The organism is Mycobacterium vicinigordonae (genome assembly GCF_013466425.1).
Classification (GTDB): domain Bacteria; phylum Actinomycetota; class Actinomycetes; order Mycobacteriales; family Mycobacteriaceae; genus Mycobacterium; species Mycobacterium vicinigordonae.
Genome location: NZ_CP059165.1, coordinates 3,150,928 through 3,176,220, shown reverse-complemented (window position 1 = coordinate 3,176,220; position 25,293 = coordinate 3,150,928). Strand labels below are relative to the sequence as shown.

Genomic DNA, 25,293 nt, shown 5'->3' with positions numbered 1-25,293 from the left:
ATGGCATGACATGACACGCGGGCGTCATGGGAGGGGGCTGGACCACTTGCTCAGGCCGGTTATCGTTGTCGCTACCTGTCTTTCGTTGCTGACGGCAGTCGGGTGTGGCGGCTCCAAGAGCCACCAAGCCCAAGGGGCATCGGCCACCAACCGGCCTGCCACGACGGCGCAGGCGCCCGGGTCCGGGGCAGCGAGCTCGGTCGCTGAGGGCGCTACGGGGGCCATCATGACATTCCGCTACGAAGAGGCTGAGTCGCCCGACGCGCAAGCCGGTCGCAAATTGATGGTGGACGCCAAGGTGTTGGAGTCGGTGTCTCAGCACGTCAATGACACCCTGAATCTGCCGCACGACGTGGCGGTGGTCGGCAAGGCGTGTGGTGACAACGACTTCTGGGATCCGAACGCCAACGAGGTGCTGCTGTGCTACGAGGACATCGCGCACAGCGAGCAACGTTTTGCCAATGCCGGCAACCCAGACGCGGTGCAGGCCGCCGTCGACGCGAAGATTTCCGCCTTCTACCACGAACTCGGTCACGCCACCCTGGCCATCTACGACCTGGCCTTCACCGGACGCGAGGAGGACGTGGCCGATCAGCTGTCCGCGTTCGAATTGCTCGCACCGGGGGCAGACAATCAGCCTTACCCCAACGGCGTGCGCATCGCGATGAACACCGCCCAGGACTGGAAGCTGAGCGCCAGGGAAGCCGGCGACGCCAACGAGTTGCCGTTCTGGGACGGACACCCGATGGACATCACCCGGATGTACAACTGGGAGTGCTGGATCTATGGCTCGGATACGACCGCCAATGCGAGCATCGTCACCTCCGGGGATCTGCCGGAGGACCGGGCCGGCAACTGTGAGGACGAATTCAAGAACATGTCCCGGGCGTGGCATCAGCTGCTGGACCCGCACCTGAAGAAGCCCAGCTGACCCCGGGTCGGAGTTCACGCAGTATTCAGGCTGCGGTTGGCGAGCGCTCGTTGACCGCACATGAACACCGGTTTTCCTCGCGGGTATGCGGGTGGTTCAGGTCGCCAACTTCTACGGACCCCGGTCCGGCGGGCTGCGTACCGCGGTCGACCGTCTCGGCGCCGAGTACCGGGCGAGGGGCCACGAGGTCTTCCTGATAGTCCCGGGTGCTCATGCGCATCGGACCCGGCTTCAGACCGGTGTCGTACGAATCACGCTGCCCGCCAGGCTACTGCCGCTCACCGGTGGTTACCGCGCAATCATGCCCGGACCGGTTCGGGCACTGTTGAGTGTGCTGCGCCCGGACGCGCTGGAAGTTTCCGACCGGCTCACGTTGCGCTCGCTCGGCCAATGGGGTCGCGCGCACGGAGCCACCACGGTGATGATCTCGCATGAAAGGTTGGATCGCCTTGCCGGACAGGTGCTTCCGCGCCGAACCGCGCAGCTTGTCGCCGACATCGCTAATCGGCACACCGCGGACGATTACGACGCCGTGGTGTGCACAACGGATTTCGCACGCGAAGAGTTCAACCGCATCGGGGCGGACAATGTTGTCACGGTCCCGCTCGGTGTCGACCTCGGAACGTTCCACCCGCGGCACCGGTGTGCTGCGTTGCGGCGTCGCTTTGCGACACCCCGGCAGCTGCTGCTGGTGCACTGCGGACGATTGTCGGTGGAGAAGCGTGTAGACCGCAGCATCGATGCGCTTGGCGCTCTGCGCGACGGCGGTGTTGATGCCCGATTGGTCGTCGTCGGCGCAGGCCCGTTGCGGGCCAGGCTGCAGCGTCAGGCCACCGGTCTTCCAGTCCACTTCACCGGGTTCGTCGCGGACCGGCGCGCGGTCGCCGCGCTGCTGGCATCCGCCGACGTCACGCTGGCGCCCGGCCCGCATGAGACATTCGGGCTGGCCGCCCTGGAATCACTGGCCTGCGGAACGCCGGCGGTGGTGTCCAGCACGTCAGCACTGTCCGAGATTGTCACCGCGGACAGCGGCGCGGTGGCCGACAACGATCCGGTGGCCATCGCTGCCGCGGTCAGCGAGGTCATCAGTCGACCCGAGCCGCGGCGCCGTGTCTGCGCACGGCGCCGCGCCGAGATGTTCACCTGGCGCCGCGCCGCAGCCGGGATGCTTACCACCCTGGCCGGGCCCCAACCAGCCGAACCACGGCTGATCAGCGGTTTCTAAGCGCCGAATCTAGATCGCGAGGCTGCAGGATTCGACCAGTGCGGGACCGTAAGTGGCTGCGCCGCATTCGCATTCCCAGCGCACGTGCGGACCGCAGGAGCACGCGATGGTAGCGACGGTCATGTGGCCGGGCAACAGCCAGTGGCCACGCGCACAGCGGCGTGGTGGGCGGTCCGCCCACTGTCCCCGCGCAACATGCGATCGTTCGCCGACATCGAGACTCACGCCGACCACGGTCGCATTCGGTCTGTCGACAACTCCAGCGCAGTGCCCGAATTGTGATGATTCGTTGTAGTTCCTTGGCCGTGTCGTTGCACAGTCGGCGTGCGACTTTCCGCCGAGGTCCGGCAGCAACTTGCCGGTCAGCGCCGACATACCCTCGCCCTCTCAGCGATCAAGGCTTATTTCGCCCCGAGCGGCTAAGCCGCCATTCCGGCGGGAAGTTCAGGTCGTTGTCCTTGACCACATTATTGAGGCCCTTCTCGAAGGTGCCCGCGGTCAGGTCGACCTCCTCGGCGTCGTTGGCGATCAGCGGGAGCATGCCCTCGACCATGCCGGTGAGCAGGCTGCCGAAGTATTCGCCCTTGTGCTGCTTGTACAACTCGAGGAATGTCTTCTGTACCGCGACTGTGTCGGTCGGTCGGGAACGTGAACAGGCCTGGGCGTACTTCGCGGTCTCTGCCTCCAATTTGTCGCGGGGCACCACACTGTTGACGAAGCCGCAGTCGTACATCTCTTTCGCGCTGAACGGCCTTCCAGTGAAAAGCATTTCGGAGAACTTGCGCAGTCCCATGGTTTCGGCCCACCACCACAGCCGCGGACCCCAACCCACGTACCGAAAGGCCGGATGGCCGAACAGTGCGTCGTCGGAGGAGATCACCAGGTCGGCATCGCCTGCCTGGTAGAAGTGCCACCCGTAGCAGTAACCCTTGGCCTCGATGATGCTGATCTTGCGGAGTTCCTGCAGCGGGCGGTTTCCCGCTCGGGCCTTGGCGTAGAAGTCGGTGACCGTGGACAAGTAGCGATACGAGCCACCCGGCGGATACTTGACGTTGTCGTCGTTGATCGCAAGCTCGTGCAGTAGCGGCATGCCGGGGTTCTCCAGCATGTCGCGTTGCTCGGGCAGGTCGCCGCCGCTGCCGAAATCCTCACCCTCGCCGCGGATCACGACAACCTTGATCTCGTCGTCTACGTTGCACTTGTGGATCAGATCGGCATAGTTCTGCCGCATCCCCAGTGTGGTGGAGTTCTGCGCGTCGGGACGGTCGAACGTGATGTAGGCGATCCGATTCTTGACGTCCTTTTCGAACTTAATGTATTGCTCTGCTTCCTTTTTCATTTCTTCGTAGTCGTAGTCGGGCATGTGACTCTCTCCTCTAGTTGAGCAAGCTGCCCGCATCGACGGGAAGCGAAACGCCGGTGACATAACGAGATTCGTCAGAGGCGAGGAACAGGACCGCATTGCTGATGTCGGCAGCGTCCACCCATGGTAAGGGCAACGTATGCATCAGTTGCGAAGCCGGAGCGAGATCGCCCGGTGCCGACGGCTGGTGGGTCAGGTACATCTCGCTTATATACCTCGCGATGCGCAGGGAACGGTCGTGGCTGGAATCGAGGTGGCAGACACCAATATTCTCTATACTCGTAGAGAACCATACGGCCGGTGTCTTGACAAGGCTCAGCCGCGCTTTTTCACCTTGTTACGGCCGGCCGGGCGCGCTGGATCAACACCGGTGAGCCGGCCTTTCTCGGGACTTCTAAGCATGCCACGGGCGATCGCAGCCAAGATTCCGTCGAGTTGCGCTGCGCTGTCGATGATTCGGTCGCCGTGGGCAAACCGCAACAGCAGGCCGTTGATGAATGTCAGCGTCACATTACTCAGGTCCTCGACAACAGCCGGCTCCAACTCGGCGCCACGCGGCAGTAGTTGCACCAGGATCTCGCGATGCAGCTTGGTGAAAGCGTCGGTGCTATGCGCGAGGGCTGCCGCCAACTGAGGATCGCGGGCAGCCTGCATCGTCAGCTCGTATCTTGCCCGGGTCCGGGTCAATTCGGGTTCGCGACCGCTTTGGATCACCACTTGCGACAGTCGTGACGGTGAGTCCCCCACACCGCTCCCGGCCGAATCGTCGGCGACCGACTGCAATCTCGCTAAGTCCAACTCGGCCAGCCGCTCCGCCGCGGCAAGCAGCAGCGCCGAACGAGTGCGGAAGTAAAAGGATGTCGTGCCGTCCGGGACGCCGGCCTTGCGGTCGACCTTCAGGTGACTCACGCCCTTGGCCCCGTCGTCCGCTAGCAACTGGATCGCCGCATCGCAGAGATCACGACGGCGTTCGGTGGAGTTGGGTTTCCGGCGCTTATCCATCACTGAGTCCATAGGGGTTCGGGGGCAGAGGCTACTCTATATTCGTAGTGCCGGCAAACAAGAACTTCACTCCGCACGACACGCCGACCGCTACAACATATTCGATCGCTGCCGTCCTCTACCTTTAGCTGACCAGACGGCGAGAGGACACCCCGTTGCGAGAAAGCGAGATCGGCGGAATCTCGCGTCGCGAATTCCTGGGCCGGGCAGCTGCGGCCGGCGGTGCAGGTGCGCTGCTCGCGCTGGCCGGTCCGGTGATCGAAACGGCCTATGGAGCGGGACCTTGCTCGGGCCACCTGGCCGACATCGAGCACATCGTGTTGTTCATGCAGGAGAACCGATCCTTCGATCACTACTTCGGCACTCTCTCGGGGGTTGACGGGTTCAACACCCCGTCGCCGCTGTTTCAGCAAAAGGGCTGGAACCCCATGACGCAGGCCTTCGACCCGGCTGGCGTCACGATTCCGTACCGCTTCGATACCACCCGAGGCCCGTTGCTCGATGGTGCCTGTGTCAACGACCCCGATCACACATGGAAGGGTGTGCACGACACCTGGAACGGCGGCGCCAACGATAACTGGCTGCCGGCCCAGGCGGCTACCCGCTCCGCGGCTCATACACCCACAACGATGGGTTATCACACCCGTAGGGATATCCCGATCCACTACCTGCTGGCTGACGCCTTCACCGTGTGCGATCGGTATTTCTGCTCAGTGTTGGGTCCGACCCTGCCCAATCGGCTCTACTGGATGGGCGCCCACCTCGACCCCGACGGCCAGCAGGGTGGCCCCGAACTGGAAAGCCCGCTGGTCTACCCCACGCAGAAGTTCAGCTGGCGCATCATGCCGCAGAACCTCAGCGACGCCGGTGTGAGCTGGAAGGTATACCGCAACAAGACCTTCGGTCCCTATATCTCAGGTCTCGCCAATTACGGCAGCATCATGGAGTTCTTCAAGCAGGGAGCGGACCCCAGGTCGGACTTCGCCCGCTTCGGGCTCGCACCCACCTATCCTGCGAATTTTCTGGCCGACGTCCTGGCCAACCGGTTACCGCAGGTTTCCTGGGTGGTCGGCAACATCCTGGAAACCGAGCATCCCGCATTCCCCGCAGCCGCAGGTGCCTTCGGGATCGTGAATCTACTGCGTATTCTGTTGTCCAATCCCGCGGTTTGGGAAAAGACCGCGCTCATAGTGAGTTACGACGAACACGGTGGCTTCTTCGATCACGTCATTCCGCCAACCCCGCCACCCGGAACGGCCGGGGAATACATCACGGTGCCCGACATCGACGCGGTGCCGGGTTCGGGCGGGATCCGTGGTCCGATAGGGCTGGGCTACCGCGTTCCTTGTTTTGTCATCTCGCCTTACAGTCGTGGGCCGCTCGTGGCGCACGAGACGTTTGACCACACGTCCCAATTGCGATTACTCGAAACGCGGTTTGGTGTCACGGTTCCCAACCTCACCGCTTGGCGAAGAAGTATGACCGCAGACATGACTTCGGCGTTCAACTTCGCCGTGCCGCCAAATTCGTCTCGACCCAACCTCGGCTTCCCGGGACTCCACACTCTGTCGAAGGTGCCCCAATGCGTGCCGAATGTGGCGCTGGGATGGGTGCAAGCCGGTATTCCCTATCGCGTGCCTTACCCTCAGGCAATGCCGTCGCAGGAAAACTCGCCGCCGCGCGGTATCCCCAGCGGTCGCTGCTGAAATCGCTGGCTTTCCAGATGGATTCGAGAACATGTCCGGTGATCACATGGATCGACTAGCCGTGGGTTTTCTCAGTGTGTTCGGGCTCCCGCCCGTAGAATTCGTGGACCTTGCCGCGGATCTGGGTTGCCGTCACATCTCGCTGTTCCTACGTGGACTTCCGTTGGCATCGTTGGGTTATCCACGCTTTTCGCTTGCACACGACGCCGCGCTGCGCAGGAACCTGCGCGCCGCGTTGCAGCATCGGGGTGTGACGATCACGCTGGGCGATGGCTTTCTGGTGCTGCCGGACAGCGACGTAGCATCGTTGGCAATCGATCTTGATGTGCTGGCCGAGCTTGGGGCGCCATGTATCAACGTCGTCAGCCTGGACCCCGATCGCGCCCGGACCTTCGACCAATTCGCCGAGCTGGCCGGGTTCGCCGCGCAACGCAGCCTCCGAACACTCGTTGAACCGGTGCCGAGCTTGACCATCGGAGATCTTCCGACCGCCGTCGCAGCCGTACGTCACGTGGGACGCTCCGACTTCCAGCTCCTCATCGACGCTATGCACCTCATCCGATCCGGTTCCACCCCGGGCGATCTGGCGGCAGTCGACCCCGACTATGTCGGCTATGCACAGATCAACGACACGACGCTGCAGCCACGATTACCAAATTACATGGAGGAGGCCATGTTCGAACGGATGGTGCCTGGTGACGGTGAGCTCCCGTTGCCTCAGATCCTTGCTGCGCTGCCTCCGGGGCTCGTGGTTGAAGTCGAGGTACCACAACGGTCCCTGGCGCTGGCCGGCATCAGCCCGTTTGATCGCTTGGCGCCGTGTATCGAGGCGACGCGCCGCCTGCTGTCGCAAAGTAAGACCGGATAGCCGTCGGCGGGCAGCGGTTTCAGTTGCGTCGGGCGAAGGCGGGAGCATGCTCGGGCAGCACACCTACCCCAATGAAATATGCGGGCACCACTGACAGCCACGGCAACCGTTCGAGCATTCGGAACAGGGCGGCCGGTGGGGCCGGGTCCGCACCACGCAGCAGCGGGCCCAACAACCCGCGGTGCAGTATCCGCTGCACCAATTGTGTTATCGCGGTAGGAAAGACACGCCGACGCCGCACCGCCGCCAGGTCGCGGGAGCAGACCCGACTGGTAAGTAGCGGCTCGGCGAGGATGGCTGCCGCGGCCACGGCATCCTGCACCGCCAGATTGATCCCTACTCCCCCCAGCGGGGACATCGCGTGCGCAGCATCGCCGATGCAAAGCAGACCGTCACAGTGCCAGCGGCGCAAGCGATTCACCTGGACGTCAAGATGTTTGACGTCGTCCATCGACACCAACGCATCCATCGAGTCCGCGGCTTCGGGCACCAGCGCGGCGACATCGCGGCGGAACGTCTCGATCCCCTGCGAACGCAACTGCGAGTCGGTGCCCTTCAACCCGATATACGCGATCTGGTAGTAGCCCTCGCGGGGGATGACTCCGAGCGCCTTGCCCGGACCGGTGCGGGGCAGAAAGGAGAACTCCGCGTCGTCGTGGCGCGGCAGCTTAAACCACCAGACGTCGAACTTCACCGGGTAGTTACGGGCCCGCAGCCCAGAATCCCGCCGGGCGACCGACCAGCGTCCGTCGCACGCGACCGTGAGGTCGGCCCGCAGTTCACCCGACCTGCCGGGCCCACGATAGCGAACTCCGGAGACCCGTTTGCCTTCTCGAATCAGCCCGGTGACTTCGGTATTCATCCGCAAGGTGAAGGTGGGCTCGGCCAGCGCGGCCTCGGCGAGCAGATTCAGCAGGTCCCACTGGGGCACCATCGCGATGAACGGATGCGGTTGACGAAGTCGTTCAAAGTCGATGTAGGTCACTGGTCGACCACCCGATTCGAACGCTGCGCTGCGAACCTCTGTGAAGGGCAATGTCGAGAATCGCTCCCACAGTCCGAGTTCGTCGAGCAGTCGCATCGTCGAGCAATGCACGGTGTCGCCACGGAAGTCGCGAAGAAAGTCGCCGTGCTTCTCCAGCAGCGTGACTGCAACGCCGGCACGGGCTAACAACAGCCCCAGGACCAGACCTGCCGGACCGCCCCCGATGATCACGCACGGCGTCTTCTCGACCATTGGCGCAAGCATAGAGGCGCGGACGCGATCGTCGGCAACCCCGCGGTCCGCACGCATACCGGTTGGCATAACCTTGCAAGTGCAATGTTTTGTTCTCAAGCCATCACCCCACGACCGCATCCGGTATCCACATGATGCCTTCGCGGCGGGCGGCCCCAACCCGCCCCGCACACGGCAACCAGGCCCGAGCCGAACGCACTCGCGTCGCCGTGATCGACGCAACGGTCCAAATCGTGCTGAGCGAGGGCCTGGCCGCCGCCAGCGGCAGGCACATCGCCGACACCGCAGAGGTGACCTGGGGCGTGATCCAATATCACTTCGGAGACCGCGACGGGCTGCTGATGGCCGTGGTCGATCAAGCATTCACCGGGCTGCTGGACACCTTACGGACGCTTCCGCCGGTCAACCGCGACGCTCCTACCCGGGAACGCGTAGGGGCCGTTGTGGATGCGGCATGGCGTGAGATGTCGAGCCCCACGGCACGCGCGGCGACCGAGATCCTGATCGGCACGCGGGTAAGCCGGGGTGCCCAATCGAACGGCCACATCAGGCGACTTGCCAACGCGTTCAAGAACCTTGGCGCCACGCTCGACCGCGACTTGGACCCTACCCGCAGCGCAGCCATCGGTGAGCATCTGTTGACTGCACTGCGCGGCATGGTCGCCAACCAACTCGTGACGGACCGGCCGGCCGACACCAGCCACGAGCGGCGTGTCCTCGTCGACATCCTGAGCAGCTATCTCGATCATCACCACCAAGACACGCGACGAACGGAATCGCATCCATGACCGAGACGATCCAAGCGCTGCTGCAACGACGGGTCTCCGATCCGGCGATCGCTGTGAAGTATGGTGACGCGCAATGGACTTGGGCGCAGTATCTTGCTGAGTCCGCGGCCCAGGCCGCAGCTCTGCTGGCTGCCGCCGACCCCCAACGGCCGATGCACGTCGGCACACTGTTGGGCAATACTCCCGACATGCTGACCCAGATGGCCGCGGCCGGGTTGGGCGGGTACGTGCTTTGCGGGCTGAACACCACCCGGCGGGGCGAGGCCCTGGCCGCCGACGTTCGGCGCTCCGACTGTCAGATCGTTGTAACCGACGCCGAGCACCGGGGGCTGCTCGACGGCCTGGATCTGGCCGGCGCGCTGGTCCTGGATACCTCGACTGCGCAATGGAAAGGATTGACCGCCGCAGCCGGGACCCTGGTCCCGCATCGTCAGGTCGAGATGACGGACCCGTTCATGATGATCTTCACCTCCGGAACCAGTGGGAATCCGAAGGCCGTGCGGGTGTCGCATCTGATGCCGGCATTCGCCGGGATCAACCTGGCCGAGCGTTTCGCGCTGACTCAGCAGGACACGTGCTACGTCTCGATGCCGCTATTCCATTCCAACGCGGTGGTTGCCGGCTGGGCGCCAGCGGTGGTCTCTGGTGCGGCCATCGTGCCGGCAAGGTTCTCGGCGACCAACTTCCTGCGCGATGTACGCCGCTACAACGTCACCTACATGAATTACGTCGGTAAGCCACTTGCCTACATTCTGGCCACTGCCGAACGTGACGACGATGCCGAGAATCCGCTGCGGGTGGCGTTCGGCAACGAAGCGAACGAAAAGGACATCGAACAATTCGCGCGTCGCTTCGGCACCCGGGTCGAGGACGGCTTCGGCTCCACCGAGAATGCCGTCATCGTGGTGCGCGAAGCCGGTACCCCGCCGGGTTCGATCGGCAAGGGGATGGGCGCCGCGGCGGTCTACAACAGCGACACCGTCACCCAGTGCCCGGTCGCTCGGTTCGACGAAAACGGTGTCCTGACCAACGCCGACGAGGCCATCGGTGAGTTGGTCAACCCGACCGGCTCAGGGCTGTTCAGCGGGTACTACAACGACCCCGAGGCCAACGCCGAACGGATGCGCCACGGCATGTATTGGTCCGGCGATCTCGCCTACCAGGACGCCGAGGGCTGGATTTATCTAGCCGGCCGCACCGCGGACTGGATGCGGGTGGACGGCGAGAACCTCGCAGCCGCACCGATCGAACGGATTCTGTTGCGGCACGACTCCATAAGCCGGGTAGCGGTGTATGCCGTTGCGGACGAGCGGGTGGGCGACCAGGTGATGGCGGCGGTGGTGCCCCACCGAGGCGGCGCCCTAGACCCCGAATCTTTCGAAGCGTTCCTCGACGACCAACCCGACCTGTCCCCCAAGGCGCGCCCGCGATACGTGCGCATCGCTTCCGAGCTGCCCAGCACCGCCACCCACAAGGTGCTCAAACGTCAGCTGATCGCCGAGGGAACTGCGGTAGGTGAGGGCGAGACGCTGTGGGCGCGCGACGAACGCGGCACTGCCTACCGGATACAGCCGCGCACTGGTAGTTGACCGGGCGATAGCGGACGATGAGCCCATGACCGACTCCGGCGCAACCCGCGTGGCCGTCTATTTCGACTTCGACAACATCGTCATCTCGCGGTACGACCAGATCCACGGCCGCAATACGTTCCACCGGGACAAGGCCAAGGGGCTGGATAAGGACAGGCTGCGCACGGCCAAGGTCGACCTCGGCGCCATTGTCGACTTTGCAGCGTCGTTTGGCACGCTGGTGCTCACGCGCGCGTACGCCGACTGGTCGGCTGAGGTGAATGCTAATTATCACGGTCAGCTGGTCGGGCGGGCGGTCGACCTGGTGCAGTTGTTCCCGGCAGCCTCCTACGGGAAGAACGGTGCCGACATCCGGTTGGCCGTCGACGCCGTCGAGGACATGTTTCGGCTGCCTGATCTCACCCACGTGGTGATCGTCGGCGGCGATTCGGACTACATCGCGCTGGCGCAACGTTGTAAACGCCTGGGCCGCTATGTGGTTGGGATCGGGGTGGCCGGCGCCAGCAGTGGTTCGCTGGCCGCCGCTTGCGACGAGTTCGTCACCTACGACGCGTTGCCCGGAATCTCCACCACGGCGTCTCCGCCCAGAAAGCGTGGTCGGCATGCAAGTCAGGCCGAGGTCGACGACGAGCCGCCGCCACCAGATCCCCAAGCCGCTGCCACCGGGCTGCTCGAACGGGCGCTGCGGATCGGCCTGGAAAAAGATGACGCAGACTGGCTGCACAACTCCGAAGTGAAGGCGCAGATGAAGCGGATGAACCCGTCCTTCAGCGAGAAGTCGTTGGGCTTCAAGTCATTCAGCGACTTCCTGCGCTCCCGCAATGATCTTGTGGACCTCGACGAGAGCACCACCACGCGTATGGTGCGGCTCAAAACCGATAGTGCCTAGACGGCCTGGTTAAGAATCGAGTTCGCCGGCGATGTCGCGCTCGATACCGGCGCGAGTGATGTCGGGGAGCACGACCAGGCCGTCGAGTTCGGTGCGGGCCAGGCCGTAGGCGTGCTTGCGCTCCTGCGCGGTTGCGGCGGAGTCCGCGGCAATGCGCAGCAGGTTTTGCGCGCGCGCCAACCGTTGCTTCTCTTCGGCGGAAAAGTCGCTGCGTTGCCTGCGCCTCGCCTCGGCCTCCGCGGCGTTGAACGCCGTCACGTAGTCCTCGACCGCGCTGAGATAGGCACTGGCGCCGTCCCGGTCGTCGAACAGGTCCTCGGCCCGCAGTGGCTTGTGCAGATCGGCGCGCAGCTTGGCCTTGTGAAAGCCGGCCGTGAGGGGATCGCGCAGGTCGGTCATCAGCGGGAAATCGAGCAGTCTGGCAACGTCGAGTTCGTACTGCAACCAGCGGGCGTCGGTCTGTTCATGCGCTTCGATAGCGCGTCGGATCGCGCGCCAGCGTGCCGCCTGGTTTCCGGCCGGGGCCTTCGACACTTCGGCCGCCGCAGCATTTTCGGCCTGCTGCTCCGCGCGCCGACCCAACGCCGAAATCGCCTTCAGGCCGGCGACGATCAGGCCGACCAGCGGCAAGAGCAACAGCAGTAGTTCAAGTAAGCGCAACAACACTCCCACTCGGCCAGGATGCCACCGATTCGACGCTGTCCGTGGCTAGTGCTCTGCCCTACCCGACGGCCATACATCGCTAGTGAAATGTATGGTGGATCTGCGCAGTGCCGGGTGTCTTGCGCCGGGGCCGCGTCAGGATCTTCTACCAACGCTGGTTGTCCCATAGGAGGGTCGATGCCGAACCGTCTGACTGACAAAGTCGCACTGATTAGTGGGGGCGCCCGCGGGATGGGCGCGGCCCACGTCCGGAAACTGGTCGCCGAGGGAGCCAGGGTGGTATTCGGTGACATCCTCGACGACGAAGGCAAGGCGCTCGCCGCCGAGGTCGGCGAGGCAGCGCGCTATCTACGCCTCGACGTGACCCTGCCCGAGCAGTGGGACGCCGCCGTCGCAACCGCGCTCCAGGAGTTCGGCCGCCTCGACATTTTGGTGAACAACGCCGGCATCATCAACATCGGTACATTCGAGGACTACGCCCTGTCTGAGTGGCAACGAATCCTGGACATCAACCTGACCGGTGTCTTCCTAGGCATCCGCGCGGTCGTCAAGCCCATGAAGGAAGCGGGCCGCGGGTCCATCATCAACATCTCCTCCATCGAGGGGATCGCCGGTACCATCGCCTGCCACGGTTACACCGCAACCAAGTTCGCCGTCCGCGGCCTGACCAAATCGGCGGCACTGGAGCTGGGTCCCAGCGGTATCCGGGTGAACTCGATTCATCCCGGACTCGTCAAAACTCCGATGACCGAATGGGTCCCGGAGGACATCTTCCAGACCGCCCTCGGCCGGGCCGCCGAACCCGAAGAGGTCTCCAACCTGGTGGTGTACCTGGCCAGTGACGAGTCCAGCTATTCCACCGGCTCGGAATTCGTCGTCGACGGCGGATGCGTGGCGGGTCTCGGCCATAAAGACTTCTCCGCGGTCGATACCGCCGAACAGCCCGAATGGGTGACCTAACCGGGTGCGCGAAGGCCCTGGAAACTGAGGACCGAAGTCACTAGAGCCGACCGGTACCGGCCATGAGCATGGTGATATGACTACCTCCTCTTCAGCTGGGGCCCTGCCCGTGTCCTCCGTCGTCGGCGATCCCGTTGCCCGTGTTGCGCCCGACGCCACCGTTGCGGACGCGGCCGCCGCGATGGCCGCCGTCAATGTCGGCGCGATCCTGGTGGGCGAGGAAACCTGGCCGTCGGCGCTGCTCAGCGAGCGCGATGTGCTTCGGGTCGTCGCAGATGGCAAGAACCCCAACGCTGTCCGCGCCGCTGAGGTAGCCAGCGCGAAACTCGTGTGGTGCGATGCCGACGCCACCGTCGACGAAGTCGCAACCCAGATGATGGAGCACTACATCCGGCACATCCTGGTCGAGCGCGACGGCGAGCTGATGGGGATCGTCTCGGCCCGCGACCTGCTCGGGGTGTATAGCTCCGATGCCGTGCTGGATGCCGATTAGCTCACTCAGAAGGCGTCCGGGTTCTGCTGGATGTCGACAGGCACCGGGTGGTGGTACAACCTCGAAGCGTTCTCCCAGGTGATTTTGCGGACCACGTCGTCGGGCAGACCGCCGATCTCGTCGTCTATCGTCTGCTGGGTGTGCGGCCAAGTCGAGTCGCAGTGTGGGTAGTCCGCTTCCAACATAATGTTGTCCACGCCGATGCGCTCGTACTGCACGAACGATGACTTGTCCTCGACCGCGCAGAACCAAAAATTTCGGGTGAAAACCTGAGCGGGCGTGAGCTTTTCACCCAAGACCCGCCAAGTCCCGTACATTTCGTGATAGCTGAGCATGTGGTCGAGGCGGTCTAGCAAGCCCGCCACCCAACCGATTCCACCCTCGGACAAACAGATTTTGAGTTCGGGGTATCTGCTGGGCAATCCAGAGTACAGCCAATCCACCGCCGCCGAGATCGCGTAGGCGAAAAATAGGACGCCCTGCACATCCGGCGGAGCGTCCGCCGTGGTCGACGGCGATGACCCCGACGATCCGATGTGCAGGTTAACCACCGTGCCCGTCTCAGCGCACGCCGCCATCATCGGGTCCCAGTGCCCCGAGTGGATGCTCGGCAACCCGAGCATGGCCGGGTTCTCGCTGAAAGTCACAGCATGGAAACCCCTTTCGGCATTCTCGCGGATCATCGCAGCACCAAGTTCGGGGTCCAGCAGCCACGGTAGTTGGCAGGGGATGATCCGGTCGGGGTACGGTCCCGCCCACGCCTCCAGATGCCAGTCGTTCCAGGCCCGCACCGACGCCAGCGCCAGTTCGCGGTCTGGTGTCACCTGCTGCAGGCGCTGACCGGCGAACCCGGGCAGAAACGACGGAAAGTTCAACGACGCGTAGATCCCATTGAGGTCCATGTCCTGGATGCGCGCGTGGATATCCCAGGCGCCGCGGCGCATTTGGTCGAAGCGCACGGGCTCGAATCCGTACTCTGCAACCGGGCGTCCCACCACGGCGTTGAAGCCGACGTTGGGCAGTACTTGACCGTCGTAGACCCAAGTCTGGCCCCCGTCGGCGGTATCGACCACCCTGGGTGCGCGGTCAGCGAGCTTGCGTGGCAATCGGCCGGTGAAGGTGTCGGGGGGTTCAACGATGTGATCGTCCACCGAGATCACCGTGTAACGGCGTTGTGCCCGAGGAGGATCCGGTAGAAAGGTGACGGAGCGTTCCGCCCCGGTCTTGGCTGTAGTGAAGCTGAGGTCGGTGGCCAGCTCGTCAATCGATTTCATGTTGCGGTCCCCGTGAGTCTCAGCCAAGGACCGTGGGGTCGGTTTTGATGGTCATCCGCGCCGCACCCGACCAGTAGACGTCGGCGGCACGCTCGATCAGTGAGGACTGCATGCCCACCATGTCCGACCAATTCATCTGCAGCGGGGCTTGGCCGGTCAACAACACGTCATAAGCAAGGCGGCACACTCGCTCGATGGATGCTGCCCGGTAAACGGCTTCAGGCAGGGTGGCCCCGGTGGCGATGACACCGTGGTTGGCCAGGATGGTCAGATTCGCACTGCCGATGTGCGCAGCGAGGTCAGCTGCACGCATCGGACTGTCGACTTCACCGTCGTAGCTGTCGACCAGGCACAGGTCGTCCAGAAACAACGCCCCGGTCTGGTGCACGAGTTCGGGCAGCCTGCCCAGGGCGGCCAGCACGCACACGTAATAAGGGTGATTGTGGATGACGACCCGCGCATCCTCGCGCACCCGGTGCAGTTCGGTGTGAATGTGAATGGCCGGAGTGACATCCCAACGGCCGCGGATCACCCGGGCGTCGGCGTCCACCGCGCAGATGTCCGAGGCGGTGAGTTCGGCCCACCACAGGCCCCACGGATTGACCAGCATGTCCGTCTGCCCCTCGAGCTGCCAGGTGATGTGCCCGGCCATATTCTCGGCGAATCCGATTGAGGCAAGGTGGCGAAACGCCACCGCGAGTGCCTGTTCGTGGGACAGGTCGACGCCGATGGGCGGCACCACCGACGGCGACCACACCTCAAGGCCTCCTCGCCGTGCGTCGGGAGCGTTCATTTGCCTGTCTCCATTCTGGCTCGGATATCCTCGCGGAGTTGACCTTTGGCGACCTTGCCGCCAGATGAGCGGGGCAGTTCGTCCAGCACGATGAGGCGCTCGGGCAGTAGTTCTTTGGAAACTTGCAGCGTTAGTAAGTGTTCGACGAGATCGGCTAGCTCCAGGGAGCAAGAATCGACGAGTTCGGCGTACAGGCACACCTTTTCGCCGAACACCGGATCGGGCATCGCGACCGCCGCAGCCAGTGCGAGCGCGGGGTGCGTCATCGCAACGTCTTCCACCTGAGCGGCGCTGATGTTCTTGCCGCCCCGAAGGATGAAGTCCGACGTGCGACCGGTGACCGTCAGATAACCATCGGCGTCGATGCGGCAGATGTCCCCCATCCGCATCCAACCATCTTCGGTAAAGAGTTTGTCGTGGTCGGTGCCGCCGAGATACCCGAGGCTGGTCGCGGGACCGCGGCACGCCGGCTGGCCGCGGCCGGTGTATGTGACGTCCCGGTCTCCGTCGAAAAGGCGCACTGACATCTCCGGGATAATCCGGCCGCCTGTGCGGAGCCGTTGTTCGAGCGGATCCTGCAACGTGGTTCCGCTGAGCAAACCGGTTTCGTTGGAGCCGTAGAACTGCAGGATCTTCGCGCCGGTGAGTTGCTCGAATTCCACGGCCGGCCGATACGGGAGCGCCTCACCACCGGTGAAAACTACCCGTAATGAACTCAGGTCATGTTCCCGGCTGGCCGGGTCGGCCATGATCATGGTCAATTGTGTGCTCACACAACACAATACGGTTGCCCGGTGGCGAGCGATCGCCTCGCAGGCCGCACCTGGTGTGAACCGCTGCAGCAACACCGCCGTGGCGCCCAGATAGATCGGGGTGGTGTGGCTGGTCCAAATGCCGAATCCGAAGGGCATGGGAATGACAGGCAGGAAGACGTCCTGGGGCGTGAGCAGCCCGTTCGCGACTGCTTTGTGATGGAAGTAATGCCAACGATTCTGGCTGTGCACCACACACTTGGGCAGCCCGGTGGTCCCGGAAGTGGAGTTGATCAGGAACACATCGTCGGGACCCAATTGCGGGTCCATTTCCATCGGATGCGTTGGCGGCTCCGCGTCCAAGCGCAGATCGGGGCGCAGCACCGCAACCGCCATCGGTGAATCAGCGGAAACCCCCGCCGCCACCGCACTGTGCGCTGGATCGCTGACCAGCAATTTCGGCCGGGTCATACCGAGCAGCTGGGCAACCTCACGAGCACCGGCGCGCGCGCCGATACCGACGGCGATGGCACCACAACGCTCGATCGCTACGAACAGCACGTGGACGGCCGCCGAGTCGCCATGCCACACCGCCACCCGATCGCCCCGCGCGACGCCGCATCCGGCTAATTGCCGAGCCAAAGCGGTTGCCGCTGCGTCGAATTCCAGCCAGGTCAGGTCCAGGTCCAGGTGATTCCGATACGCCACCCGATCGGGTGAAAGCGCGGCGTTGCCGCGCACTGCGTCCGACAGCGTCGACTTCGCCCACCATCCGGCCGCGTAGTAGCGGGCCACCTCCTGGGCGGTAAACGCCGGCGAGCAGGTGATGTCCAGAGCGCCGGCGGTCATATAAAGATGATAGGAGTCCTCCTTGTGGCGCAGATCACCCCGCCGCCCCGGCCCTGCCTGGCACAACCTGCGCACCAAGGATTCGCAGAGAATTTCCCAAGGGACCCTCAAGAGCCTGTTGTGGCCGACCCTCAGCGGGAAATCTACGACCACACAGGGAGTCCAGGACAGTCATGGCAATATTGGAGTCGCCGACCTACCAGCATTCGCACGGCCACTGGGACCGGCCCACCCGCCACCCATGGGAGATCGGTCTGCTCGTCCTGGTAATCGTGTCCAGCATCGCGCTCTACCTCATCGCGATCGCGGTGGTATTGTCCGGGACCCTCAGCGCGCTGTGGCTGTCGCTGCTAGCCACGCCCATCCTGCTGTTTTTGGGCCGCGGATTGAACTACGGCCAGCAGCGCGCTAACGGGGTCAAGATGTCGCCCACGCAATTTCCCGAGGGCTACTGGCTGGTTGTCCAGGCGGCCCAGCGGTTCGGGCTGACCGAGGTTCCCGACGCCTACGTCGTGCTGGGGAACGGCCGGATCAATGCCTTCGCCAGTGGTCACGGGTTCCGCCGCTACGTCGTGGTTTACAGCGACCTTTTCGAGATCGGCGGCCAGGCCCGCGATCCCGAAGCACTGGCATTCGTCATCGGTCACGAGGTCGGGCACATCGCGGCCGGGCACGCCTCCTACTGGCGCCAGCTCAGTCAGCTGGCAATGAAGATCCCATTCCTGGGCCAGGCTCTGTCACGGTCGATGGAATACACCGCCGACAATTATGGGTTCGTATTCCATCCAGAAGGCGCCCGCCGTGCCATCGGCGTGCTCAGCGCTGGCAAATACCTGCTGCGCTGGGTGGACTTCGACGGCATGGCCGACCGGGCGGCCTCGGAGATCGGGTTTTTCGTCTGGCTGGCAAACATGTTGGCCTCGCATCCAGTGAACACATGGCGCGCGTCGGCACTGCGCAACCGTGCCGTGGCGGGCGCCCTGTTCTTCCGTCCCAAGCAGCCCGCCCTGGCCCCGCAGTGGCCGGCGCCGACCAACACCCCATGGGTCCGCTGAACGCGGATGGCACCTGCGGCGACCACTCCACATGCGACAATGGTCGCCGTAAGAGCGATAACGATGCAGGAAGCCGGTGCAAAGCCGGCGCGGTCCCGCCACTGTAATCGGGGAGCGACCCTCATCAGACACGGCCAACGGCTGGAAGTCGAGGATAGCGGCGATCCGAGAGCCAGGAGACTCACGTCATCGCGACCTGCCAACCCGGGGCGGTGCACCCCGAGAGAGCTGACACGCCATGACGTCGCGCCCGCCATACAGCAGCCCCATCCCCGACCAGCCTGAACAACGAGCCGCATCAATCCCGACGCGGCGCACCCGGTAGCGGGGCCGGCGATGACCGCCCCGATCTGGATGGCGTCACCTCCGGAGTTGCACTCGGCGTTGCTGAGCACCGGTCCAGGACCCGGCCCATTGCTGGCATCGGCAGAGGCCTGGCAGTCGGTGAGCGTGGCCTACGCCGAGACGGCCAGCGACCTGACCGCGCTGTTGGCGCAGGTAGAGACAGCGGCCTGGCACGGTCCGACCAGTCTGGCCTACGTCGCCGCGCACCTTCCCTACCTGGGCTGGCTAGTCCAGGCCGGTGCGGACAGCGCCGCGATGGCTACCCAACAGCAAACCGTGGCCGCTGCTTACACGACCGCACTGGCCGCGATGCCGACGCTGGCCGAATTGGCGGCCAACCACGCCACCCACGCGGTGCTGCTTGCCACCAACTTCTTCGGCATCAACACCATTGCCATCGCCCTCAACGAGGCCGATTACCTCCGCATGTGGATCCAGGCCGCCACCGTGATGGCCGTCTACCAAGTGATTTCTAACGCGGCCATGCTGGTCGCGCCGGGCACCACCCTTCCGCCGGAGATCACGAAGGCCAATGAGCAGGCAACTGCCATCGCGCAATCGCTGCCGCTGCCTGCCGACCAGCAGAACGATTTCCTGCAATGGCTGCAGAACATCGGGTATCTCGACTTCTACGACAAGTACATCCAGCCGCTCATCAACGCGCTGTCGAACTTGCCGTTCTTCCAGGCGATGTTCTCCGGATTCGACCCCTACCTGGTCATTCTCGGCAACCCGCTGACCTATTTCAGCCCGTTCAACATCGCATTCGCGCTCGGCTACCCGATGGACATCGGGACTTACGTTGCGTTGCTGTCCCAGATGATGTTCTACGTCGGTCTGGACCTGACAGCGGCCTTCGCGTCCGGAAATCCCGCGACGATCGGCTTCACCATCCTGTTCGTCACCGTGGAAATCATCGGGACGGTCGTCACCGACACCATCGCACTGCTCAAGACCCTGCTGGAGCAAACGCTGGTACTGATCACGGTTTTGGTACCGCTGCTGACCACTCCATTGATCCCGTTGGCCGCCGGCGTGGTGTTGGCACCGATCGGGCTCAAGGGACTGGCCGCGCTGGCGGCCCTGCCGCCACCCGCGCTGCCCGGCGCACCCCCACCTCCGCCACCAGTTCTCGCACTCGCCCCGACCGCTTCGACGTCGACGGCTCCCGCACCGGCCCCGGCGGAGGTAACCGCACCGGCCCCGGCGCCGAGTGCCCCTGTGCCGCCGTCCGCCGCGCCACCGACGCTAACCGGGACCGGTATCGGACTGGGCATGGACAACTACGGCTACCTGGTGGGCAACCTGAGTTCTTCCGCAAAGCGGCAAGCTGCTAACGCCGCCAGAAAGAAGGCGCCGGTGCCGGACGAGGCCGAAGCCGCGGCCGCCGCGGCAATACCGCACGAGCAGGCGCCCACACCGCGCCGCCGGCGAGCCAAGGCCAAGCTGCTCGGCCGCGGCTACGAATACATGGATCCCGAGCCAATCGCAGAGGCGACCACCGCGACAGCCTCCGACGCTGGAGCGGGAACGATGGGGTTCACCGACACCGCCCACAAACCGGGCGCTGCCGCCGCCGGATTGGTCACCCTGGCGGACGACCCCCTCGACGACGCGCCCCGCCAGCCGATGATGCCCAGCACCTGGCGCACCAACGGCTGACGGATCAGCCGCTCTTAAGGCGGATCTTCCAGCGCACGAAGCCCAGATAGAAAACGCTGAGCACCGCCAGCATGGCCATGTCGAATGTCCACGCAGACACCGTGTGTTTCCAGTGCGCGTCCTTGGGGACCTGCGGAACCGGACACAGCGTGGTCAGGTCGATGGTTGAGGCGGAGGCCGCAAAACCCCATCTCGCCGGGGTGACCCACGACATCTGGTCGAGTCCTAACCGGTTAGTAACCGGGATCATGCCGCCGGAGAACACCAGCTGCGACATGACCGCCACCACCAGCAGCGGCATAATTTGCTCGTTCGATTTGGCTACCGCCGACAACACCAAGCCCAACATCGCCGAGGCGACCGTCGTCGCCGCGATGTCGACGTACAACTCCAGCGACGAACTGCCCAGCACGGCCGCATTGATCTTCGGACCGGGCTTGCCAAGTAGCGCGATGATGGTCACGATCGCCGACTGGATGAGCGCCAACACCGTGTAGACACATACCTTGGCCAGCAGATACGCGGTGGTCGACAAGCCGACTGCCTGTTCTCGCAGGAAGATAGCCCGCTCGCCGATCAGGTCTCGAATGGTCAGCGCTGTCCCCATGAAAACCGCGCCGACATTGAGCAACACCAGGATCTGTGCTGGCTCGGTGGGAGCGTCGCTCGGATTGGGAGGAGCCATGTTCGGGGCGTTGAACCCCACATCGCCGGGCACCGACATGGACAGCGCACCCATGATGAACGGCAGGATCGCCAGGAATATGAAGTAGCCTCGGTCGGAGATGATCAACCGCATCTGCCGCCGCGCGATCGTGGAGAACTGCCGGACCAGACTGGTGTGCGCCGCCTCCCCCAGCTCGGCGGGTTTTTCGGTGGGCGGTGCGGGCGGGGGCGGTCCGGTCTGCGCCAGGTAGCGCGCCTTGGCCCCCTCCGGATCGTCGGCGACAGTGCTGAAGATGTCAGCCCAGTTGGTGGTTCCCATGGCCGGACCGATCTGGCTCGGCGGCCCGCAGAAGGCGGTCTTGCCGCCGGGCGCCAGTAGCAGCACCTGGTCGCAGACATCGAGGTAAGTCAGTGAGTGGGTGACCACCAGCACCACTCGGCCGGCGTCGGCCAGTTGTCGAAGCATGGTCATCACTTGGCGGTCCAGCGCGGGGTCCAGACCGGAGGTGGGTTCGTCGAGGATCAGCAACGACGGCCCGGTGAGCAGCTCCAGCGCGACCGAGGCGCGCTTGCGCTGACCACCGGAGAGCTTGTCCACCCTCGTCTCGAGATGCTTGGTCATCTCGAGTTCCTCGAGAACCCGAGCCACCACTTGCTCGCGGTCCTGCTTGGTGGTGTCCGGTGGCAGCCGCAATTCGGCGGCATACATCAGTGCCTGCCGCACGGTCAGCTGGCCGTGCACCACGTCGTCCTGCGGCACCATGCCGATCCTGCTGCGCAGCGAGGCGTATTCGGCGTGCACGTTGTGGCCTTCGAAGCTCACCGTGCCACTGGTGGGGTGGGTGTAGCCGGCCACCAGCTTGGCGAACGTCGACTTCCCGGCGCCGGACGGCCCGATCACCGCGGTGAGCATCCCCGGGCGCGCGGTCAGCGAAATGTTGTCCAGCAGTGTCTTGTTGCCCTCGATGGTCCACGTGACCCCGCGCACGTCCAGACCACCGGTGCGGGTTTCCAGCAGGCTTTCTTCGCGCCGGGACAGCGCGCCATTGGCGAAGACGAGGTCGATGTTGCCGATGGTGACTACGTCGCCGTCACGCAGGATCGCCGAGTCGACCCGAGTGCCGTTGACGAACGTGCCGTTAATGCTGCGGTTGTCCCGGATCTCGGTGCCGTTGGGACCCGGGATCAGGGTGGCGTGATGCCGGGACGCCAGTACCTCGGGGATGACGATGTCGTTGTCGTCCGCGCGACCGATTGTCACCGCTCCGGCCGGAACGTCTCCTGCACCTCGGCCCGGCCGCAGAATTTTCATCATCGAGGTCCGGCTGCCGGCCTGCGCGGTGGGACCGATGACCGGCGGCGGCTGCTGTTGGCCCGGCGAGGACCGATAGATCTGCGGCGACGGCCCGCCCTGGGCATGCATGGGTTGCGGGCCGGACGGGTACCGCGGCTGCGATCCCGACGGTGGTCCAGGCGGCCGACCTGGTGCAGACGGCATGCGCGAAGTCGATGGCTGCTGGGGTCCACTGCCCCAGTTCCCGCCCGGCTGCGGCGGGCCCTGGGTCGGGATCGGCCCACTCGGCCGGGCGGGTATCGACATGGCCGTCGTCGGTGGCGGCCGTCCCACCGAGCCCTGCTCTCGGCGGCCGACTTCGAAGTCCAGCGCCGGGCCATCGGGGTTGCCGATGTTGATGCGCTGCCCGTCCTGGATGTCGACCTCGTGCACGCGGCGGTTGTTCACGTACAACCCGTTGAGGCTGCCATTGTCGATGGCAACCCACCGGCCCTGGTCGAACCGCAGCAACAGGTGCACGCGGGAGATGAGGGGGTGTGCGACGCGGACATCCGCGCGCAAATCACGCCCAATGACTACGTCGTGGCCCGCTGCAAAGGTGCGTTCGGCTCCGTCATACCGCACGGTGAGCACAGGTGGGGCGGCTGTCTGGATCATCGCACCTAACTGTATCGGCATGACGGTCGATTCAAGAAGGAAGACGTCAAATATGTGTTACTGCTGCGATGTCGATTGGCGCCGGGGGTGACGATGCGCCTGCGGGGGCACAAACCCGAAGTCATCAGGGGCGCGACGTCTCCGCCGCCGATGCGCGCGGCCGGTAATTAGCGGGGTGGGGCGATGCCGCGCCGGATTTCCTCGAGACACTGCCGCCGCGTCTGCCCGGTCTGCTGCACGCAGACCAGAACCGGCGACTCCTGCTCGCTGGGTAACGGCGCCTCGGTCGGTTCGGGCGCCGCGGTGACGGTTGGACTGGCAACTGTGCTTTCGGTCAGTGACCAGATGGTGGTATCGGTGCCTTCCAGCGTCGAGCAGTAGGCGGTGGCACCCGTCTTGGTGGCACCAAGACTGCCCAACGGATAGCAGGCCGCTCCGATGGCGACGATCGGGATCTCCGGCGTGGGCTCGGCGGCTTGGGATGTCGGCACCGACGGAGAGGCCGGAGTGGCCGCGGTCGGCGGAGCATTCTTGGCGCGCTCCTCGTCGTTGGCGCGCACGACTTCCTGCACGGCGATGACGATCGCGACGATGAGTGCGATTGCCAGCAGCGCCGGGACGAGGACGGCGGGCCGCAGCAACGAGCGGCGCGACGTCCGGGCCGGTGCCGCCGGCAGTGAAAGGCTGGTGTCGTCGGTATCCCCGATTCCGCCCAAGTGGTGGCTGAGCGCCCGCGCGAAGTCGACGCAGCGCAGGTAGCGATCCTTGGGATCCTTCGCGAGCGCCTTGGAGAAAACCGGATCGAGATTGGCCAGCGACGGACGACGATTGCCGATCGGCGGCGGTGCCGCGGTCAGATGTTGACTGATCACCACCGCGGGGTTCGAATGCTGAAACGGTGGCTCACCGGTTAGCAGCTGAAACGCCGACGCGGCCAGCGCGTACTGGTCCGCGCGGCCGTCGAGATCGTTGCCCATCAGTTGCTCAGGTGCGGCGTAGGCCACCGTGCCCACCGTCATGTTGGTGGCGGTCAACCCGGTCGATTCACCGACGAGGCCGGCAATCCCGAAGTCTGCCAATAGGACTCGCCGATCTGGTGAGTCAGGCTTGGCGATCAGCATGTTGGCGGGCTTGACGTCGCGATGCAGCATGCGGTGTTCGTGCGCGTAGTCCAGCGCCTCGGCCACCCCGGTGATGATCTCGACGACCTCGGGGCCCGGCATTCCGTTGGGGTAGCGCTCTTCGAGAAGGGCGCCGGCGTCAGTGCCGTCGACGTAGTCCATGTCGATCCACAGCTGGCCATCGGTCTCGCCGCGGTCGTGCACCGCCACGATGTGCGGATGCCAGAGCGCGGCGGCGGTGTCGGCCTCGCGATGAAACCTTTCCCGGTACTCGTCATCGGCGGACACCTCGGTCTTGACCACTTTGAGTGCGTCGTGGCGCGGGAGTCTGGGGTGTTGCGCGAGATACACCTCGCCCATTCCGCCGGACCCGAGCCGCCGGATAATGGTGTATCCGGCAAACGTTGAGCCTTCGTCGAGCGGCATGGCGGCATAGTAGCCTGCGGGCAGCTGCCGCAAACCCGGATCGCGACGGCTTGGCTTTGGCAGAGGTTTCCCGTCCGGTGCATCGGGTAAATTGCCGCCCATGCACGACCGCGACCCAACATTTCCCGACGATGTACCCGACGCTGATGCCGCCGAGCAGCACCGATTGGCCGCTGACGAGCCGGAAGACGAAGAGCTGCCGCGGGATTACGCCGGCGAAGTGCCGCTGGAAGCGGACGTCGCCGATTGGCAGGAGCAGCAGGAAACGGTGTTCCTCGCGCCGGAGCCGGACGAGCTAGACGACTCGGACGACTCGGACGACTCGGACGACTCAAGGCCGTAACCCGGGTATTTGTCCTGCGAATGAAGCGCGAAATGACGCGCATGGTTAATGGACCGTCAAAGTCTGGTTAAAACGCCCCCGCCCGCGTCGCCAGCGGGTCGCCGGACGGCGAAAATTGAGATGGGTTCGGTCGAAGAGAATGGCGCCCGAGCCAAGTCCAGCCGATAGGAAGCCATCATGTTGAACGTTGAGGCGCGGCTACGCCAGCAGTTACGCAACTACGCCGTCGAATTGCGTCAGGTGGCCTACACCTTGCCGAACGGGGTGGGCGAGCATGATCTGCTCCGAATCTCGGACCAGATGCGGGCGACCGCCGATCAGGTTCTCAGCAAAGGTGCTTGA

22 protein-coding genes, 1 pseudogene and 1 riboswitch are annotated in these 25,293 nt (G+C 64.5%); of the genes and pseudogenes, 13 read left to right on the top strand and 10 right to left on the bottom strand.

From position 1 onward, the window contains the following. Positions 1-10 precede the first annotated feature (10 nt). Together H0P51_RS14320 and H0P51_RS14315 are read left to right on the top strand one after the other, a co-directional pair. Positions 11-931 (top strand): DUF4344 domain-containing metallopeptidase, encoded by a 921-nt coding sequence (locus H0P51_RS14320; protein ID WP_425488859.1) that lies wholly within the window; start codon positions 11-13, stop codon positions 929-931. Between the two features lie 85 nt (positions 932-1,016). Continuing rightward, a complete protein-coding gene (locus H0P51_RS14315) occupies positions 1,017-2,156 on the top strand; it encodes a glycosyltransferase (RefSeq protein ID WP_180913492.1) in 1,140 nt (379 codons plus the stop codon). Positions 2,157-2,550: 394 nt separating this feature from the next. On the opposite strand, the gene H0P51_RS14310 is transcribed toward H0P51_RS14315, so the two are convergent. From H0P51_RS14310 to H0P51_RS14300, 3 genes and pseudogenes are all read right to left on the bottom strand, one after another. After that, complete coding sequence (locus H0P51_RS14310) at positions 2,551-3,519, bottom strand: enoyl-CoA hydratase/isomerase family protein (protein WP_180913491.1); 969 nt, start codon at positions 3,517-3,519, stop codon at positions 2,551-2,553. Between the two features lie 13 nt (positions 3,520-3,532). Continuing rightward, a pseudogene (locus H0P51_RS28970) lies at positions 3,533-3,694 on the bottom strand (SDR family oxidoreductase); the annotation flags it as partial. Positions 3,695-3,834: 140 nt separating this feature from the next. Beyond that, the gene (locus H0P51_RS14300; RefSeq protein WP_180913490.1) at positions 3,835-4,521 is read right to left on the bottom strand and encodes a TetR/AcrR family transcriptional regulator; all 687 of its coding nucleotides are present in this window, start codon (positions 4,519-4,521) and stop codon (positions 3,835-3,837) included. Positions 4,522-4,676: 155 nt separating this feature from the next. On the opposite strand from H0P51_RS14300, the gene H0P51_RS14295 reads away from it, so the two are divergent. Together H0P51_RS14295 and H0P51_RS14290 are read left to right on the top strand one after the other, a co-directional pair. Continuing rightward, entirely contained in the window at positions 4,677-6,227 is a 1,551-nt protein-coding gene (locus tag H0P51_RS14295; RefSeq protein WP_180913489.1) for a phospholipase C, read from the top strand. A gap of 46 nt (positions 6,228-6,273) precedes the next feature. Beyond that, complete coding sequence (locus H0P51_RS14290; protein ID WP_213016694.1) at positions 6,274-7,095, top strand: sugar phosphate isomerase/epimerase family protein; 822 nt, start codon at positions 6,274-6,276, stop codon at positions 7,093-7,095. A 19-nt stretch (positions 7,096-7,114) separates the two neighbouring features. On the opposite strand, the gene H0P51_RS14285 is transcribed toward H0P51_RS14290, so the two are convergent. Next, a complete protein-coding gene (locus H0P51_RS14285) occupies positions 7,115-8,332 on the bottom strand; it encodes an FAD-dependent oxidoreductase (RefSeq protein ID WP_180913487.1) in 1,218 nt (405 codons plus the stop codon). A 131-nt stretch (positions 8,333-8,463) separates the two neighbouring features. Here H0P51_RS14285 and H0P51_RS14280 point away from each other — a divergent pair, with 131 nt between their 5' ends. The 3 genes from H0P51_RS14280 to H0P51_RS14270 are packed head-to-tail and all read left to right on the top strand — an operon-like array spanning position 8,464 to position 11,598. After that, positions 8,464-9,120 (top strand): TetR/AcrR family transcriptional regulator, encoded by a 657-nt coding sequence (locus H0P51_RS14280; protein ID WP_246397958.1) that lies wholly within the window; start codon positions 8,464-8,466, stop codon positions 9,118-9,120. After that, entirely contained in the window at positions 9,117-10,709 is a 1,593-nt protein-coding gene (gene fadD1 / locus H0P51_RS14275) for a fatty-acid--CoA ligase FadD1 (protein WP_180913486.1), read from the top strand. The genes H0P51_RS14280 and fadD1 overlap by 4 nt, the downstream gene beginning before the upstream one ends. 25 nt (positions 10,710-10,734) lie before the next feature. Continuing rightward, positions 10,735-11,598: an NYN domain-containing protein gene (locus H0P51_RS14270; RefSeq protein ID WP_180913485.1), complete on the top strand. Its 864-nt coding sequence runs from the start codon at positions 10,735-10,737 to the stop codon at positions 11,596-11,598. 9 nt (positions 11,599-11,607) lie between these two features. On the opposite strand, the gene H0P51_RS14265 is transcribed toward H0P51_RS14270, so the two are convergent. After that, positions 11,608-12,270 carry a hypothetical protein gene (locus H0P51_RS14265; RefSeq protein WP_180913484.1) on the bottom strand — a complete coding sequence of 221 codons (663 nt, stop codon included), beginning with the start codon at positions 12,268-12,270 and terminating at the stop codon, positions 11,608-11,610. A 168-nt stretch (positions 12,271-12,438) separates the two neighbouring features. Here H0P51_RS14265 and H0P51_RS14260 point away from each other — a divergent pair, with 168 nt between their 5' ends. Then, positions 12,439-13,221 (top strand): SDR family oxidoreductase, encoded by a 783-nt coding sequence (locus H0P51_RS14260; protein WP_180913483.1) that lies wholly within the window; start codon positions 12,439-12,441, stop codon positions 13,219-13,221. Between the two features lie 76 nt (positions 13,222-13,297). Beyond that, positions 13,298-13,714, top strand: a complete 417-nt coding sequence (locus H0P51_RS14255) for a CBS domain-containing protein (RefSeq protein ID WP_180913482.1) — start codon at positions 13,298-13,300, stop codon at positions 13,712-13,714. 5 nt (positions 13,715-13,719) lie between these two features. Here the strand turns inward: H0P51_RS14255 and H0P51_RS14250 are convergent, their stop codons facing one another. From H0P51_RS14250 to H0P51_RS14240, 3 genes are read right to left on the bottom strand one after another with little or no spacing between them, the layout of a single operon-like run. Continuing rightward, entirely contained in the window at positions 13,720-14,988 is a 1,269-nt protein-coding gene (locus H0P51_RS14250) for an amidohydrolase family protein (RefSeq protein WP_180913481.1), read from the bottom strand. A 19-nt stretch (positions 14,989-15,007) separates the two neighbouring features. Continuing rightward, a complete protein-coding gene (locus tag H0P51_RS14245) occupies positions 15,008-15,781 on the bottom strand; it encodes a class II aldolase/adducin family protein (RefSeq protein WP_180913480.1) in 774 nt (257 codons plus the stop codon). Next, a complete protein-coding gene (locus tag H0P51_RS14240) occupies positions 15,778-17,382 on the bottom strand; it encodes a class I adenylate-forming enzyme family protein (protein ID WP_180913479.1) in 1,605 nt (534 codons plus the stop codon). The genes H0P51_RS14245 and H0P51_RS14240 overlap by 4 nt, the downstream gene beginning before the upstream one ends. Before the next feature lie 173 nt (positions 17,383-17,555). Between H0P51_RS14240 and H0P51_RS14235 the strand changes: the two genes are divergently transcribed. Both H0P51_RS14235 and H0P51_RS14230 read left to right on the top strand, forming a co-directional pair. Next, positions 17,556-18,437 (top strand): M48 family metallopeptidase, encoded by an 882-nt coding sequence (locus H0P51_RS14235; protein ID WP_180913478.1) that lies wholly within the window; start codon positions 17,556-17,558, stop codon positions 18,435-18,437. 22 nt (positions 18,438-18,459) lie between these two features. After that, positions 18,460-18,640: riboswitch (cobalamin riboswitch) on the top strand. Positions 18,641-18,773: 133 nt separating this feature from the next. After that, entirely contained in the window at positions 18,774-20,444 is a 1,671-nt protein-coding gene (locus H0P51_RS14230) for a PPE family protein (RefSeq protein WP_180913477.1), read from the top strand. Positions 20,445-20,448: 4 nt separating this feature from the next. Here H0P51_RS14230 and H0P51_RS14225 read toward each other — a convergent pair whose 3' ends face one another. Together H0P51_RS14225 and H0P51_RS14220 are read right to left on the bottom strand one after the other, a co-directional pair. Continuing rightward, positions 20,449-23,082 (bottom strand): FHA domain-containing protein, encoded by a 2,634-nt coding sequence (locus H0P51_RS14225; RefSeq protein WP_425488858.1) that lies wholly within the window; start codon positions 23,080-23,082, stop codon positions 20,449-20,451. Between the two features lie 146 nt (positions 23,083-23,228). After that, on the bottom strand, positions 23,229-24,608 hold the full coding sequence (locus H0P51_RS14220; protein ID WP_180913475.1) for a serine/threonine-protein kinase: 1,380 nt from the start codon (positions 24,606-24,608) through the stop codon (positions 23,229-23,231). A gap of 100 nt (positions 24,609-24,708) precedes the next feature. Between H0P51_RS14220 and H0P51_RS14215 the strand changes: the two genes are divergently transcribed. Beyond that, positions 24,709-24,951 (top strand): hypothetical protein, encoded by a 243-nt coding sequence (locus tag H0P51_RS14215; protein ID WP_180913474.1) that lies wholly within the window; start codon positions 24,709-24,711, stop codon positions 24,949-24,951. Between the two features lie 177 nt (positions 24,952-25,128). Beyond that, the gene (locus H0P51_RS14210; protein ID WP_180913473.1) at positions 25,129-25,293 is read left to right on the top strand and encodes a hypothetical protein; all 165 of its coding nucleotides are present in this window, start codon (positions 25,129-25,131) and stop codon (positions 25,291-25,293) included.